Origin of the sequence: Pseudomonas sp. FSL W7-0098 (assembly GCF_005930585.1) — a bacterium.
Classification (GTDB): Bacteria; Pseudomonadota; Gammaproteobacteria; order Pseudomonadales; family Pseudomonadaceae; genus Aquipseudomonas; species Aquipseudomonas bubulae.
In genome coordinates this window covers 81561-96002 of record NZ_RXHW01000003.1, presented here as the reverse complement: position 1 = coordinate 96002, position 14442 = coordinate 81561, and the positions used below count along the sequence as shown (strand labels likewise).

Annotated in this window: 18 protein-coding genes; 10 read left to right on the top strand and 8 right to left on the bottom strand. The window is 59.1% G+C overall.

The genetic code is table 11. The features are described from left to right. Positions 1–150 precede the first annotated feature (150 nt). From phhA to FHL07_RS05980, 6 genes are all read left to right on the top strand, one after another. On the top strand, positions 151–942 hold the full coding sequence (gene phhA / locus FHL07_RS05995; RefSeq protein ID WP_095002631.1) for a phenylalanine 4-monooxygenase: 792 nt from the start codon (positions 151–153) through the stop codon (positions 940–942). A gap of 42 nt (positions 943–984) precedes the next feature. Next, the gene (locus FHL07_RS05990) at positions 985–1341 is read left to right on the top strand and encodes a 4a-hydroxytetrahydrobiopterin dehydratase (protein ID WP_016781595.1); all 357 of its coding nucleotides are present in this window, start codon (positions 985–987) and stop codon (positions 1339–1341) included. After that, entirely contained in the window at positions 1341–2537 is a 1197-nt protein-coding gene (locus tag FHL07_RS05985; RefSeq protein ID WP_138738202.1) for an amino acid aminotransferase, read from the top strand. Before FHL07_RS05990 ends, FHL07_RS05985 begins: the two co-directional genes overlap by 1 nt. A 187-nt stretch (positions 2538–2724) precedes the next feature. After that, a complete protein-coding gene (locus FHL07_RS23910; protein WP_254925257.1) occupies positions 2725–2856 on the top strand; it encodes a hypothetical protein in 132 nt (43 codons plus the stop codon). Between the two features lie 80 nt (positions 2857–2936). Next, entirely contained in the window at positions 2937–3113 is a 177-nt protein-coding gene (locus FHL07_RS23600; protein ID WP_095002633.1) for a hypothetical protein, read from the top strand. Between the two features lie 36 nt (positions 3114–3149). Beyond that, the gene (locus tag FHL07_RS05980) at positions 3150–4337 is read left to right on the top strand and encodes an MFS transporter (protein ID WP_138738201.1); all 1188 of its coding nucleotides are present in this window, start codon (positions 3150–3152) and stop codon (positions 4335–4337) included. Positions 4338–4463: 126 nt separating this feature from the next. Here FHL07_RS05980 and arfB read toward each other — a convergent pair whose 3' ends face one another. From arfB to FHL07_RS05930, 8 genes are all read right to left on the bottom strand, one after another. Beyond that, on the bottom strand, positions 4464–4877 hold the full coding sequence (gene arfB, locus FHL07_RS05970; protein ID WP_086799653.1) for an alternative ribosome rescue aminoacyl-tRNA hydrolase ArfB: 414 nt from the start codon (positions 4875–4877) through the stop codon (positions 4464–4466). A 90-nt stretch (positions 4878–4967) separates the two neighbouring features. Beyond that, positions 4968–6386: an amino acid permease gene (locus FHL07_RS05965; protein ID WP_095002635.1), complete on the bottom strand. Its 1419-nt coding sequence runs from the start codon at positions 6384–6386 to the stop codon at positions 4968–4970. 732 nt (positions 6387–7118) lie between these two features. Beyond that, a complete protein-coding gene (gene rluB / locus FHL07_RS05960) occupies positions 7119–8315 on the bottom strand; it encodes a 23S rRNA pseudouridine(2605) synthase RluB (protein ID WP_088377744.1) in 1197 nt (398 codons plus the stop codon). A 144-nt stretch (positions 8316–8459) separates the two neighbouring features. Further along, positions 8460–8651, bottom strand: a complete 192-nt coding sequence (locus tag FHL07_RS05955) for a DUF1289 domain-containing protein (RefSeq protein ID WP_095002636.1) — start codon at positions 8649–8651, stop codon at positions 8460–8462. Positions 8652–8812: 161 nt separating this feature from the next. Then, complete coding sequence (gene scpB, locus FHL07_RS05945) at positions 8813–9751, bottom strand: SMC-Scp complex subunit ScpB (RefSeq protein ID WP_095025655.1); 939 nt, start codon at positions 9749–9751, stop codon at positions 8813–8815. Between the two features lie 12 nt (positions 9752–9763). Continuing rightward, positions 9764–10462 (bottom strand): segregation and condensation protein A, encoded by a 699-nt coding sequence (locus FHL07_RS05940; protein WP_170943745.1) that lies wholly within the window; start codon positions 10460–10462, stop codon positions 9764–9766. Positions 10463–10581: 119 nt separating this feature from the next. Further along, positions 10582–11214: an L-threonylcarbamoyladenylate synthase gene (locus tag FHL07_RS05935; protein WP_095002639.1), complete on the bottom strand. Its 633-nt coding sequence runs from the start codon at positions 11212–11214 to the stop codon at positions 10582–10584. Positions 11215–11227: 13 nt separating this feature from the next. Further along, entirely contained in the window at positions 11228–12091 is an 864-nt protein-coding gene (locus FHL07_RS05930; protein ID WP_095002640.1) for a PHP domain-containing protein, read from the bottom strand. Between the two features lie 84 nt (positions 12092–12175). On the opposite strand from FHL07_RS05930, the gene FHL07_RS05925 reads away from it, so the two are divergent. The 4 genes from FHL07_RS05925 to FHL07_RS05910 all read left to right on the top strand — a co-directional run bounded on the left by FHL07_RS05925 (position 12176) and on the right by FHL07_RS05910 (position 14391). Then, on the top strand, positions 12176–12778 hold the full coding sequence (locus FHL07_RS05925) for a septation protein A (protein WP_095002641.1): 603 nt from the start codon (positions 12176–12178) through the stop codon (positions 12776–12778). Between the two features lies 1 nt (position 12779). Beyond that, positions 12780–13079, top strand: coding sequence for a YciI family protein (locus FHL07_RS05920; RefSeq protein WP_095002642.1), 300 nt, complete (start codon positions 12780–12782; stop codon positions 13077–13079). Positions 13080–13139: 60 nt separating this feature from the next. After that, a complete protein-coding gene (locus FHL07_RS05915) occupies positions 13140–13817 on the top strand; it encodes a response regulator transcription factor (RefSeq protein ID WP_095002643.1) in 678 nt (225 codons plus the stop codon). 142 nt (positions 13818–13959) lie between these two features. Then, positions 13960–14391 carry a Spy/CpxP family protein refolding chaperone gene (locus FHL07_RS05910; RefSeq protein WP_095002644.1) on the top strand — a complete coding sequence of 144 codons (432 nt, stop codon included), beginning with the start codon at positions 13960–13962 and terminating at the stop codon, positions 14389–14391. Positions 14392–14442: the final 51 nt, after the last annotated feature.

Here is a 14442-nt window from a genome sequence, read left to right as displayed (position 1 = left end):
CCCTCACATCGTAACGAATACTTTACGAATAAGCGCCATCATCCCAGCATTACTGGCTTTAGGCTAGCTGCACATGACAATCACATGGGGTATCACTAAGGCATCGCAACAACACCGAATAATAAAAACGATTTCCTTGCGGAGAGCCCCATGAAGCAAACGAAATACGTCGCCCGTGAGCCTGATGCCAATGGCTTTATCGACTACACACCTGCCGAGCACGGGGTGTGGAACACGCTGATTACCCGTCAGCTGAAACTGCTGGAAGGCCGAGCCTGCCCCGAGTACATGCAAGGCATCGAAAAGCTGGGCCTGCCCCACGACCGCATCCCGCAACTCGATGAGATCAATCAGGTACTGGGCGCTACCACAGGCTGGCAAGTTGCCCGGGTACCCGCACTGATCCCCTTCCAGACCTTCTTCGAGTTGCTGGCCAACAAGCAGTTTCCAGTGGCCACCTTTATTCGTACTCCCGAAGAACTCGATTACCTGCAAGAGCCGGATATTTTCCATGAGATTTTCGGCCACTGCCCGCTGCTGACCAACCCGTGGTTCGCCGAATTCACCCACACCTACGGCAAGCTGGGCCTGCAGGCGAGCAAAGAACAACGGGTGTATCTGGCACGCCTGTACTGGATGACCATCGAGTTCGGCCTGGTCGACACGCCGGAAGGCAAACGCATTTACGGTGGCGGGATTCTGTCGTCGCCGAAAGAAACGGTTTACAGCCTGTCTTCAGAGCCGGAACATCAGGCTTTCGATCCGCTGGAAGCCATGCGCACGCCTTATCGCATCGATATTCTGCAGCCGCTGTATTTTGTCCTGCCGGACTTGAAGCGACTGTTTGACCTGGCCCATGAAGACATCATGGGCATGGTCGAAAAAGGCATGACAATGGGCCTGCACGCGCCGAAGTTCACGCCCAAGCCGAAAGCGGCTTAACCTTTTTTAGTCATCAATAAAAACTGATTTCAGGAATCCACCATGAACGCACTGAACCAAGCCCACTGCGAAGCCTGCCGCGCCGATGCTCCACAGGTCAGCGACGAAGAACTGCCGATCCTGATCAAACAGATCCCGGACTGGAACATCGAAGTTCGCGACGGCATCATGCAGTTGGAAAAGGTCTTTCTGTTCAAGAACTTCAAATTCGCCCTGGCCTTTACCAATGCCGTGGGCGAGATCGCCGAAGCCGAAGGCCATCACCCGGGCCTGCTGACCGAATGGGGCTCGGTCACCGTGACCTGGTGGAGCCACTCGATCAAGGGCCTGCACCGCAACGACTTCATCATGGCCGCACGCACTGATGAAGTCGCCAAAACTGCCGAAGGTCGCAAGTAATGCACTTTGCCGATATTGGTCGGGTACCGGGCGACCCGATTCTCGGTTTGATGGACGCCTATCAACAGGATACCAATCCGGACAAGTTCGACCTGGGCGTGGGCGTCTATAAAGACGCCAATGGCCTGACGCCGATCCTGCAATCGGTAAAGTTGGCCGAGCAGCGCCTGGTCGATCAGCAACAGACCAAAACCTATATCGGCGGTCATGGTGACAGCCGATTCGGACAACTGATCAGCGAACTGGTGCTGGGCGAAGACTCGCCCCTGCTGGCCAGCAAGCGTGCTGCAGCGACCCAGACCCCGGGCGGTACCGGGGCCTTGCGCCTGAGCGCCGATTTTATCGCGCAATGCTTGCCGGGCCGTGGCATCTGGCTGAGCGATCCAACCTGGCCGATCCACGAAACCATCTTTGCCGCAGCCGGGCTAAAGATCAGTCACTACCCTTACGTGGGCAGCGACAACAAGCTCAATGTCGCGGCCATGCTCGAAGCCCTGGAACACGCGCCAAAAGGCGATGTGGTGCTGCTGCACGCCTGCTGCCACAACCCGACCGGCTTTGACCTGTCCCAGGCGGACTGGCTGCAGGTGCTGGACGTGGTCCGTCGTCATGAATTGCTGCCTTTGATCGATTTTGCCTACCAGGGTTTTGGCGACGGAATGCAGGAAGACGCCTGGTCGACCCGCCTGTTCACCCGTGAACTGCCGGAAGTGCTGATCACCAGCTCGTGCTCGAAGAACTTCGGCCTGTACCGCGAACGCGTCGGTGCATTGATTGTGTGTGCCAATGACGCCGAAAAGCTGACCGACATCCGCAGCCAGTTGGCCTATATTGCGCGAAACTTGTGGTCCAACCCGCCGGATCACGGCGCGGCGGTGGTAGCGACCATCCTCGGCGATGCCCAGCTGAAAAGCGTGTGGATCGCAGAAGTGGAAGCCATGCGCAGCCGTATCGCGCAATTGCGTAGCGGTTTGGTGGAAGCCCTGGTCCCGTTCGGGCTGGCGGAGCACTTTGCCCATATTAATGAGCAACGCGGGATGTTTTCGTACACTGGCCTGACCCAAGAGCAAGTCCAGCTGTTGCGCGAGAAACACAGCGTGTACATGGTTGGTTCGGGACGCGCCAATATGGCCGGGGTCGACGGCACGCGCCTGAGCCTGCTGGCCAAGGCGATTGCGCAGGTGTGTACACACTAGCCCCCCACCCTGTAGCAGCTGCCGAAGGAACGAGGCAGCTGCTACAGGGCTCTGCCTTTTGCAGCGACAGCTGCAATATGAAAAGTTCGATACAAATCCCCACAGACGCAATAAAAAGACAAATTGTCACACTCCCTCCTGTATCCTTAGCAAGCTACTTAAAACACACCTTACGAGGAGCGCGACGATGCACGAGATCCCAAACCTCCCCTTCCCAAGCCTGCACGAAACCGAGCAGCCAACCCCGCAACACACCAGTGGCGAAAACCCCGCACTGGACGAGGCTTCTGAAAGCCTGCAGGCCGAAAGCGAAGACTGACGGCGCACAATCAGACGGTGCGAAAAGCATTCAGTTTTTCACACCGTCTGACACAATCGCCCCTTATTGCGGAATCAAGCGTGACTGACACCTTCAGCGATACCCAGGCCAGCGTTCTGATCGGCACCGCCGAGAAAATGATCGACCTCTGGGAGCGCCTCAGCCCCGAAAAACAAGCCCTCCTGCTTAAACGGTTCGGCACCCAGGAAAATGCACTGGCCGCTTTAATCGCGACGCAACTGGTTACACCACTATAATCTGCACCAACCCGCTCCCCGCAGGACCCCTACCCCATGCCTGAAACACAGCGCCCCATGGCAATCACGCTGCAAGTGGTTTCCATCGTCCTGTTTACCTTTATCGGCTATTTGAACATTGGCATTCCGCTGGCCGTACTGCCGGGTTACGTGCATAACCATCTCGGTTACGGCACGGTGATCGCCGGGCTGGTGATCAGCGTGCAATATTTGGCTACGCTGCTGAGCCGGCCTTACGCCAGCCGCTACATCGATACCCGGGGCAGCAAGCGCGCCGTGATGGTTGGCCTGGCCGGCTGCGGCCTGAGTGGCGTGTTTATGCTGGTGTCCAGCTGGCTGACGAGCATGCCGGCCTGGAGCCTGGCCAGCCTGTTGATCGGCAGGCTGGTGCTGGGCAGCGCGGAAAGCCTGGTGGGCTCCGGCTCCATCGGGTGGGGCATAGGCCGGGTCGGCGCGCAGAACACGGCCAAGGTGATTTCCTGGAATGGCATCGCCAGCTACGGCGCCATTGCCATTGGCGCACCTCTGGGCGTGGTCATGGTCGGCCACCTGGGCATGTGGAGCCTGGGCGTAAGCATTATTACCCTGGGAGCGCTGGGCGTACTGCTGGCCTGGCCAAAACTGGCGGCCCCCATTGTCAGCGGCGTGCGCCTGCCGTTTCTGCATGTACTGGGACGCGTGTTGCCCCACGGCACCGGGCTGGCCCTGGGCTCGATCGGCTTTGGCACCATCGCCACCTTTATCACCTTGTATTACGCGACCAACCACTGGGAAAACGCAGCGCTGTGCCTGAGCCTGTTTGGCGCCAGCTTTATCAGTGCGCGTTTGCTGTTTGGCAACCTGATCAACCGTATCGGCGGTTTTCGCGTGGCGATTGCCTGCCTGAGCGTCGAGACGCTGGGCCTGCTGTTGCTGTGGCTGGCACCCAACCCGGAGTTGGCCCTGGCGGGCGCGGCCTTGAGCGGCTTTGGCTTTTCGCTGGTGTTCCCGGCGCTGGGGGTTGAGGCGGTCAACCTGGTGCCGGCCTCCAGCCGGGGGGCTGCGGTGGGTGCGTATTCGCTGTTTATCGACCTGTCGCTGGGCATCACCGGGCCGCTGGTGGGTGCCGTGGCGGCAGGGTTCGGCTTTGCTTCGATCTTTCTGTTTGCGGCGCTGGCGGCGCTTGGCGGGTTGATGCTGAGTGTTTATCTGTATCGCCAGGCGCAGAACGCAAGAGCGTCCTAGCTCGCGCTCAGGGTGATTAAACCTGTGGGAGCGGGCTTGCCCGCGATGCAGACGGAGTGGTGTGCCAGGTAAAGCACGGTGATGCCATCGCGAGCAAGCCCGCTCCCACAGGACTGCTGCTGCCCTTTAGAAATCCACCCTGCCCCGCCCCGCCTTGATGTTGCCGCGCTTGGTTTTGGATTCCAGCCGACGTTTTTTTGAGCCCAGGGTCGGCTTGGTCGGGCGGCGCTTTTTCTCCACCTTGGTGGCGCTGACGATCAACTCCGCCAGACGCTCCAGCGCATCAGCCCGATTCTGCTCCTGGGTGCGGTATTGCTGGGCTTTGATAATCAGCACGCCATCACTGGTGATGCGGCTGTCACGCAGCGCCAGCAGCCGCTCCTTGTAAAAATCCGGCAACGACGAATTGGGAATATCAAAGCGCAGGTGCATGGCGCTCGAAACCTTGTTGACGTTCTGCCCGCCCGCACCCTGGGCGCGAATGGCCGTCAGTTCGATCTCGGCATCAGGGATATGCACGTTGTTGGAAATCACCAGCATCAAAAAAGGGTCCTTGTTCAGAGCATCAAGGATACCCCACAAACAACAAACCCGGCGCAATGGCCGGGTTTGCAGGGTTAAACACAGCGTTTATTTGGCAGAGCTGTAAGCCGCTGCCTGCGCCTGTACCGCGCGCTTGTTCTTGATCACGAAGCACAGCCACATAAAGGCCACCCACACCGGAATCGCGTACACCGACACGCGAATCCCCGGGATCAACAGCATGATCACCAGGATGAACGCTACAAACGCCAGGCAGATGTAGTTGCCGTACGGATACCACAGCGCCTTGAACAGCGGGACTTGGGCGGTCTTGTCCATATGCTGGCGGAACTTGAAGTGCGAGTAGCTGATCATCGCCCAGTTGATCACCAGGGTCGCCACTACCAGGGACATCAGCAGCTCCAGCGCATCATGGGGCATCAGGTAGTTGAGCAGCACTGCAATGACCGTCACCGCCGCCGAGGCCAGGATCGAGTTGACCGGCACGCCGCGCTTGTCGATTTTGGCCAGCACTTTCGGCGCATCGCCCTGCTGCGCCATACCCAGCAACATGCGGCTGTTGCAGTAGGTGCCGCTGTTGTACACCGACAATGCTGCGGTCAAGACCACGAAGTTGAGGATGTGCGCAGCGGTGTTGCTGCCCAGCATCGAGAACACTTGCACGAACGGGCTGCTACTGTAGCTGTCGCCACCGGCATTCAGGGTTTCAAGCAGCGAGTCCCACGGAGTCAACGACAGCAGAACTACCAGGGCACCGATATAGAAAATCAGGATGCGGTAGATCACCTGGTTGATCGCTTTCGGGATCACGGTGCGTGGTTTGTCGGCTTCAGCTGCGGTGAAACCGAGCATTTCCAGGCCGCCGAAGGAAAACATGATAAAGGCCATGGCCATGATCAGGCCGGTCGTCCCGTTCGGGAAGAAACCACCGTGTTCCCACAGGTTGCTGACCGAAGCCTGAGGACCGCCACTGCCGCTGACCAGCAGGTAGCTGCCCAGGGCGATCATGCCGACAATTGCCACGACCTTGATGATCGCGAACCAGAACTCGGCTTCGCCGAACACTTTGACGTTGGTCAGGTTGATCAGGTTGATCAGCACGAAGAAGGCCGCTGCCGAGGCCCAGGTGGGGATCTCCGGCCACCAGTAGTGCACATATTTGCCGACGGCGGTCAGCTCCGACATGCCCACCAGGATGTACAGCACCCAGCAGTTCCAGCCCGACATAAAACCGGCGAAACCGCCCCAGTATTTATGGGCAAAGTGGCTGAAAGAACCGGCAACCGGCTCTTCGACGATCATTTCACCGAGCTGGCGCATGATCATGAACGCGATAAAGCCGCAGATCGCATAGCCCAGAATCATCGATGGACCGGCCGACTTGAGCACCCCGGCCGAACCGAGAAACAGGCCAGTACCAATCGCGCCACCGAGGGCTATCAGCTGGATATGACGATTTTTCAGGCCGCGTTTAAGCTCGCCCGAATGCGAGGTATTTCCACTCATTGCAAAGGTCCCACACAAGGTTTGATGTGATTCAGTGCGTTGTAACTTGAGCACCAGAGGCAGTGATCGAAGGGTCTACAACACAAATCAAACCCCAGCGCAGACGCCAGGAATCCAAGGTTGTTTCACGAGTCATGCGTCACCTGTTTGTTTTTATCTGTGACGGAATCGAACCCGCAACGCTTGTGGCATTGCGGAATTATCAAGGCGGATAGCCTTGAGGTTTTGGCCGTTCGGTGTAACGCCGAGCGGCGCAAAATGCGCGGGTACGCAATTGAGTCACAGTTAAAACGCGGCGCATTGTACACCCGCACGAAGGCAAGATCCCATCACACAGCCGATTGCAATACGAAACAAGCCGCAATTTATGTAGGAACTGTCCTAATTCTGTAAATCTCGGAAGGTTTTCATTACAAAGGGATGATTTCAGCGGTTTAGGGTCGGTAAGTGGCTGAATTCGTATAGGTTTATTGACATGGTGTAACGATTATTTGCCACGCGAATTACGACCCGTAGCAGCTGCCGAAGGAACGAGGCTGCGTTCGGTTGCACAGCAACCGTAAATCCTGAATACCGTATTGGCCTGGCACACCACAGCGCCTGTTTTTACGACGACTGCGTCGCCGCACGCAGCCTCGTTCCCTGGCAGCTGCTACGCAACCATCAGCATTTCGCAGACATAAAAAAACGCCAACCCCTGGGGGTTGGCGTTTTTTGTACCGCGCTTACCGCTTACTGCGGCTTGCGACGACCGAAGCCCGGGCGCTGGCCCGAACCTGCCGGGGCACCACGACGCTTGCCCGACGGCGCATCGTCAACCAGCTTTGGCCCGTTACGGGTTGGCTTGGTTGGACGCTTGTTGATTTCGCTCGGACGCTCGGCAACTGGCGCACCACGACCTGCTGGCACACGATCAGTACGGCCGGCAGGCTTGCGCGCCGGACGAGCCGATTCATCACGAGCCGGACGGCCCGGACGCTCGCCTTCGATATGCGGCTGGCGTGCCGGACGCGGCGCAACAGGTGCACCTTCAGCCGGGCGCAGCACGCGGGCAACACGGTCACCACGGGCCACAGGGCGCGAGGATTTGCGCTGCATGCGCTCAAGCTTGTCTTTGCTCTTGGCGTTCATCTCAGGCATGGCAACCGGCGTGAGGCCGACTTCAGCGCTGAGAATGTCCACTTCGAACTGGCTCATTTCGCGCCAGCGACCCATCGGCAGATCGGAGTTGAGGAACACCGGACCGAAACGTACGCGCTTCAGGCGGCTGACCACCAGGCCCTGGGATTCCCACAGACGACGCACTTCACGGTTACGGCCTTCCATCACTACGCAGTGGTACCAATGGTTGAAGCCTTCGCCGCCTGGCGCCTGCTTGATGTCGGTGAAACGCGCCGGACCGTCTTCCAGCACAACGCCGGCCTTGAGGCGGGCAATCATGTCGTCATCCACTTCGCCACGCACACGTACCGCGTATTCACGGTCCATTTCGTACGAAGGGTGCATCAAGCGGTTGGCCAACTCACCGTCAGTGGTGAACATCAGCAAGCCGGTGGTGTTGATGTCCAGACGACCGATATTGATCCAACGGCCTTCTTTTGGACGCGGCAGTTTGTCGAACACGGTCGGACGGCCTTCAGGGTCGTCACGGGTGCAGATTTCGCCGTCGGGTTTGTTGTACATGATCACGCGGCGAACCGATTCGGCTGCCTCTTCACGCTTGATCACCTTGCCATCGATGGTGATGGCGTCGTGCAGGTCTACGCGCAGACCCAGGGTTGCATCCTTGCCATTGACCTTGATCCGGCCCTGGCTGATCCAGCTCTCTACGTCGCGACGCGAGCCAACGCCAATACGGGCGAGGACTTTTTGCAGTTTTTCGCCTGCAGGGCCAATTTCCTGGCCGTCTTTAGGGTCGAGATCTTTCATCTGGGCACCTCCCGGTGTGTCAATTCAGGCGAGCGCCTGAAGTGTTAAAAATGGGCCTTGGGGCTCTGCTGAGCCCCAGAGGGTCGCGAATCATACGCGGATATTGGCCATTGCGCATCAAAGGCTAGTCACGAAGTGCGTGGCTCACTTGGTTTTCCGCCGGCCGGTGGCCTCAAGCGCCAGTAAACGCAGGGCGGATTCGGCCAGCACCGCACGTTTTTCGTCTTTGTCGAGTTTCTTCCAAGCCTTGATTTCACGCTTGGTCCGCCCGCAGCCCAGGCAAATGTCGTCGGTGAACTTGCAGACACCGATGCAGGGGTCTTTGGTTGCAGTCATGGCAGCCCTCCGAAAATTGTGTGGGAGCGGGCTTGCTCGCGATGGCATCGCTGCGGTGTGCCTGACAGTCCGCGTCGTCTGCATCGCAGGCAAGCCAGCTCCCACGGGTCATGCATTGCCCGCAGAATCCGCGGCTTGCCAGGATCCTTAATGGGAGTGCATCAGTCTTCCTGCTCGCGGCGTTCCTGTTCGATGGCTTCGGCCAGGGCCTGAGCCTCAAGCTCTTCGTCGCTCAAGGCAGATCGCTGCTCAAGTGCAGCAACCGCAGCGCGCAATCGCTCGCGGGCCAACTCGGCCGCAGAGGGTTGCTGCGGTTGTGGTTGGGCTTCTATTTCCGGCTCGGGCTCGGGCTCAGGCTCAGGCTCTAGAGCTTCAACTGGCGCAACGTCGCGCAGCAAATCATCAAAGTCAGTTTTAAGACCCTCCTCCATCGAGTCCAGTTCCGTCAGCAGGGTGCGGAAGCTGGTTTCGTCTTTCGGCTCTTCCGGCTCGGCGCTTTCGTCGGCCAGCGCCTGAAGATGCGCAGGCACCGGGGCATCGTCAAAATCGAGGATCGGATCCGGCTCCAGCTCGCGCAGCTCGGCCAGTGGCGGCAATTCATCGAGGCTCTTGAGGTTGAAGTGGTCAAGAAAGCCCTTGGTGGTGGCAAACATCGCGGGCTTGCCCGGCACGTCACGATAACCCACCACGCGAATCCACTCGCGCTCCAGCAGTGTCTTGACGATATGGCTGTTGACCGCCACACCGCGCACATCTTCGATCTCGCCACGGGTAATGGGCTGGCGATAAGCGATCAGCGCCATGGTCTCCAGCATGGCTCGCGAGTAACGTTGCGGGCGTTCTTCCCACAGACGTCCGACCCAGGGCGAGTACTTTTCGCGGATCTGCAGGCGATAGCCGGAGGCAACTTCTTTCAGTTCAAAGGCGCGGCCGTCGCAGGATTTGCGCAGCAGTTCCAGGGCCTTCTTGAAGACCGGCGGTTCCGGGCGCTCGCCCTCTTCAAACAGTTCGAACAGGCGCTCAAGGCTCTGCGGCTTTCCCGAGGCCAGCAGAAAGGCCTCAAGCAAGGGGGCCAGCTCGCGGGGTTCAGTCAAATTCATGGTTTCAGCTCTTTATTCGGCTCTTGCCCGCACATGGATCGGCGCGAAGGGTTCATTTTGTACCAACTCGATCAGCGACTCTTTGACCAGTTCAAGAATGGCCATAAAGGTCACGACTACACCCAACTTGCCTTCCTCGGCGGTAAACAGCTCGACAAAGGGTACAAAGCCACCCCCCTTGAGACGCTCAAGTACGTCGCTCATGCGTTCGCGGGTCGACAGGGCCTCACGGCTGACCTGATGACTTTCAAACATGTCGGTGCGGCGCAGCACTTCGGCCATCGACATCAGCAGCTCTTCGAGCGCCACATCCGGTACCAGTTTGCGCGCCCGTGCTTCGGGGGCATCGAGCTTGGGCACATAGATCTCGCGCCCTACCCGGCTGAGCCCCTCAATGCCTTCAGCGGCAGCCTTGAAGCGCTCGTATTGCTGCAGGCGGCGAATCAGCTCGGCACGGGGGTCACCCTCGTCCTCCTCGATTTCGGCCGAACGCGGCAACAGCATCCGCGACTTGATCTCGGCCAGCATCGCGGCCATGACCAGATACTCGGCCGCCAGCTCCAGGCGCACGGTTTTCATGAGCTCGACATAACCCATGTACTGGCGGGTAATTTCCGCCACCGGAATGTCGAGAATGTCGATATTTTGCTTGCGGATCAGGTACAGCAGCAGGTCGAGCGGGCCTTCAAAAGCATCAAGAAACACCTCCAGTGCATCCGGGGGGATATACAGGTCTTGCGGCATTTCGATGACCGCCTGGCCATAGACCATGGCCAGAGACAGTTCTTGCTGGGCACCGGCCCGGGCCTCAGGTGCTTCTACGTCAGACATCAGGCCTCGACCATAAAGGGTTGAGGATCACCGCAGCCCACCCGCACGATCTCGGGGTCACCACTGTCCACCAGGCTGATGACAGTGGAGGCCTTGTTGCCGCCAAAACCGCCGTCAATGATCAGGTCGACCTGTTTTTCCAGGGCATCACGGATTTCATACGGGTCTTCCATCGGCTCGCTCTCGCCCGGCAGGATCAGGGTCACGCTCATCAGCGGTTCGCCCAGTTCTTCAAGCAATGCCAGCGCAATCGGATGGCTCGGTACGCGCAGGCCAATGGTACGGCGTTTAGGGTGCAGCAGCAGGCGCGGCACTTCGCGGGTGGCGTTGAGGATAAAGGTGTACGGCCCCGGCGTATGCGCCTTGAGCAGACGGAAGACCCCAGTATCCACCTTGGCAAACAGCCCCAGCTGCGACAGGTCACAGCACATCAGGGTGAAGTTGTGCTTGTCGTCCAGGTTGCGCAGGCGCTTGATCCGCTCAATCGCACCCTTGTCGCCCATCTGGCAACCCACGGCGTAGGACGAGTCGGTGGGATAAATCACTACCCCACCCTTCTTGATGATTTCAACGGCCTGTTTGATCAGACGCGGTTGTGGGTTTTCCGGATGAATCTGGAAAAATTGACTCACAGTGTTTACCTGTTCAGACGTTGGCAGTGGGTTTGTCATATTTGAATCGACACCACAATGGCGGCAAGTCTTCCGGAAGCGGACGGTATTCGCCGATCTCGGACCACCCTCCTGGACCATGAAAATCACTGCCGGCACTGACCAGCAGACCGAACTCACGCGCAAGGATCGCCAGGCTGCCAACCTGATCGGCCGGCTGGTACCCGTTGACCACTTCAATCGCGTGACCCCCAGCTTGAATATAGTCGCCAATCAGCCGTCGGCGCTTGCTGCGGGTAAAATCGTAGTGCGAGGGGTGCGCCAGACTGACCCAGGCGCCTGCTGCGCGCAGGGTGGCGACGGTGTCTTCCAGGGTCGGCCAGTGCAGCTTGACGTCCCCCAGCTTGCCGGCCCCCAGCCATTTGCGGAAGGCTTCGGCGCGATCCTTGACGTAACCGGCCTCGACCAGAAAATCGGCAAAATGCGGACGGGCCGGGGCGTTGCCGCTGTCACCCAGGGCTTGCTGGATAGCCCGTGCGCCTTCAAGCGCACCAGGCATACCCTTGAGCGCCAGCTTGCGACTGATCTCTTCGGCGCGCAGCCAGCGGCCATCGTGCAATTTGGCAATGGCCTCGACCAGCGCCGGGGCGTTGACATCGAAACCGTAGCCGAGCACATGAATCGTCGCCCCGCCCCAGGTGCAGGACAACTCCACGCCGTTGACCAATGTCATGCCCAGCGCCTGCGCCGCCGCGCGGGCTTCGTCGAGGCCTTCAAGTGTATCGTGATCGGTCAGGGCCAGGACTCGCACACCTTTCTCGAACGCACGCGCGACCAGTACCGCAGGCGCCAGGGCGCCATCGGATGCCGTGCTATGGCAATGCAAGTCAATTTCCACGGGGATTTAATAACCTCTAGCTGACGCTTTCGCTGTCATTGATGTTTGTTATTATGCCGCCACATCCTGCTTCTGGCTGCCACTGTGAAACAATTCATCGACTTCATCCCGCTGTTACTGTTTTTCATCGTTTACAAAATCGAACCGCGCATCGTCGAAATCGGCGGGCACAGCCTGTCGGTCGGCGGTATCTACAGCGCTACCGCCATGCTGATAATCAGTTCGCTGGTGGTGTATGGCGCGCTGTTTATCAAGCAACGCAAACTCGAAAAAAGCCAATGGCTGACCCTGATCGCCTGCCTGGTATTCGGCAGCCTGACCCTGGCCTTCCACAGCGAAACCTTCCTTAAATGGAAAGCCCCGGTGGTCAACTGGCTGTTTGCCCTGGCGTTTGCCGGCAGCCACTTTATCGGCGACAAGGTCCTGATCAAGCGCATGATGGGCCACGCCCTGAGCCTGCCAGATGCCATCTGGACCCGCCTGAACGTGGCCTGGATCGGGTTTTTCCTGTTCTGCGGCGCGGCCAACCTGTTCGTGGCATTCACTTACCAAAGCATCTGGGTCGACTTCAAAGTGTTCGGCAGCCTGGGCATGACTGTGTTGTTCCTGATCGCCCAGGGCATTTACCTGTCGCGCCATCTGCATGACACCGACCCGACTGATACCACCCCCAAGACCAAGGACTGACATGCTCTACGCCATCATTGCAACAGACGTCGCCAATTCCCTCGAAGCTCGCCTGGCTGCCCGCCCTGCGCACCTTGAGCGCTTGCAACAACTGAAAGCCGAAGGCCGCATCGTACTGGCCGGCCCGCACCCGGCCATCGACAGCAATGACCCTGGCGCTGCCGGTTTTAGCGGCAGCCTGATCGTGGCCGAGTTCGAATCCCTGAACGCTGCCCAGGCCTGGGCCGAAGCCGACCCTTACGTTGCCGCTGGCGTATATGCCAATGTCAGCGTCAAGCCGTTCAAGCAAGTCCTGCCGTAACCTGTATCTTTACCGGCAGCCGGCGCAAACAGCACCGGCACCGGTCAAATCGAGTAAGTCATGAGCGACCTGTTACTGATAGATGATGACCAGGAGCTGTGTGAGCTGCTGGTCAGTTGGCTGAGCCAGGAAGGCTTTCAGGTTCGCGCATGCCACGACGGTGCCAGCGCCCGCAAGGCGCTGGCAGAGTCCAGCCCCGATGCCGTGGTGCTGGATGTCATGCTCCCCGACGGCAGCGGCCTTGAGCTGCTCAAGCAATTGCGCAACGACCACCCTGATCTGCCGGTGCTGATGCTTTCGGCCCGAGGCGAACCGCTGGACCGCATCCTGGGCCTGGAGCTGGGCGCCGATGACTACCTGGCCAAGCCTTGCGACCCTCGCGAGCTGACAGCCCGCCTGCGCGCCGTATTGCGCCGCAGCCACCCGGCGGCGGTGTCCAGCCAGATGGAGCTGGGCGACCTGTGTTTCAGCCCGATGCGCGGCGTGGTCACCATCGACCAGCGCGACATTACCCTGACCGTGTCTGAAAGCCGCATCCTTGAAGCCCTGCTGCGCCAACCGGGTGAGCCGCTGGACAAACAGGAACTGGCGCAGATCGCCCTGGGCCGCAAGCTGACCCTGTACGACCGCAGCCTGGACATGCATATCAGCAACCTGCGCAAAAAGATCGGCCCGCACCCGGATGGCAGCCCGCGCATCGTGGCACTGCGCAGCCGCGGGTATTTCTACAGCGTCTGAGAAAAGCGCCCTCACCCTGTGTAAATCCCCGGCAAAACCGTCTTTACCAAAGCTTTACCCACGGTTGACAGCGATTGACCTTGATCTCCCTAAACTGGGCGCATCCGGAACAACCGGAATCCAAATTCAAAGGAGACACACCATGCGTAAGACTCTAATTGCTTTGATGTTTGCTGCAGCACTGCCAACCGTCGCAATGGCCATGCCTGGTGGTGACGGCCAGATGGGCCCTCGTCACGGCGGCGAGCACCACGGTCGCGGCGACGCCCCTTACAGCCAGCTGGACCTCACCCGCGAGCAGCGCCAGCAGATCGGCAAGCTGATGGGCGAGCAAATGCATGATCGCAAGCAACTGGTCGAGAAGTACCTGGAAAAACTGCCAGCCGCCGACCAGAAAGCCCTGAAAGACGAGATGAAGGCCAAGCACGACAAAACCCAGAGCGATATTCGCGCCTTGCTCAAGCCTGATCAGCAAAAACGCTTCGACGAGATGCAAAAGAAACGCGCCGAGCGTCAAGCCGAGATGAAAGAGTTTAAGGACTGGAAAGCACAGCAAGCGCCAAAAGCGCAATAATCTGTCTGCCCACCAAGCCCAACGGCTCACGCCGTTGGGCTTTGGTCGTTT

Coding starts and splice junctions, on each gene's coding strand:
- phhA (WP_095002631.1), top strand. CDS start 151: ATGAAGCAAACGAAATACGTCGCCCGTGAGCCTGATGCCAATGGCTTT.
- FHL07_RS05990 (WP_016781595.1), top strand. CDS start 985: ATGAACGCACTGAACCAAGCCCACTGCGAAGCCTGCCGCGCCGATGCT.
- FHL07_RS05985 (WP_138738202.1), top strand. CDS start 1,341: ATGCACTTTGCCGATATTGGTCGGGTACCGGGCGACCCGATTCTCGGT.
- FHL07_RS23910 (WP_254925257.1), top strand. CDS start 2,725: ATGCACGAGATCCCAAACCTCCCCTTCCCAAGCCTGCACGAAACCGAG.
- FHL07_RS05980 (WP_138738201.1), top strand. CDS start 3,150: ATGCCTGAAACACAGCGCCCCATGGCAATCACGCTGCAAGTGGTTTCC.
- arfB (WP_086799653.1), bottom strand. CDS start 4,877: ATGCTGGTGATTTCCAACAACGTGCATATCCCTGATGCCGAGATCGAA.
- FHL07_RS05965 (WP_095002635.1), bottom strand. CDS start 6,386: ATGAGTGGAAATACCTCGCATTCGGGCGAGCTTAAACGCGGCCTGAAA.
- rluB (WP_088377744.1), bottom strand. CDS start 8,315: ATGAAAGATCTCGACCCTAAAGACGGCCAGGAAATTGGCCCTGCAGGC.
- FHL07_RS05955 (WP_095002636.1), bottom strand. CDS start 8,651: ATGACTGCAACCAAAGACCCCTGCATCGGTGTCTGCAAGTTCACCGAC.
- scpB (WP_095025655.1), bottom strand. CDS start 9,751: ATGAATTTGACTGAACCCCGCGAGCTGGCCCCCTTGCTTGAGGCCTTT.
- FHL07_RS05920 (WP_095002642.1), top strand. CDS start 12,780: ATGCTCTACGCCATCATTGCAACAGACGTCGCCAATTCCCTCGAAGCT.
- FHL07_RS05915 (WP_095002643.1), top strand. CDS start 13,140: ATGAGCGACCTGTTACTGATAGATGATGACCAGGAGCTGTGTGAGCTG.
- FHL07_RS05910 (WP_095002644.1), top strand. CDS start 13,960: ATGCGTAAGACTCTAATTGCTTTGATGTTTGCTGCAGCACTGCCAACC.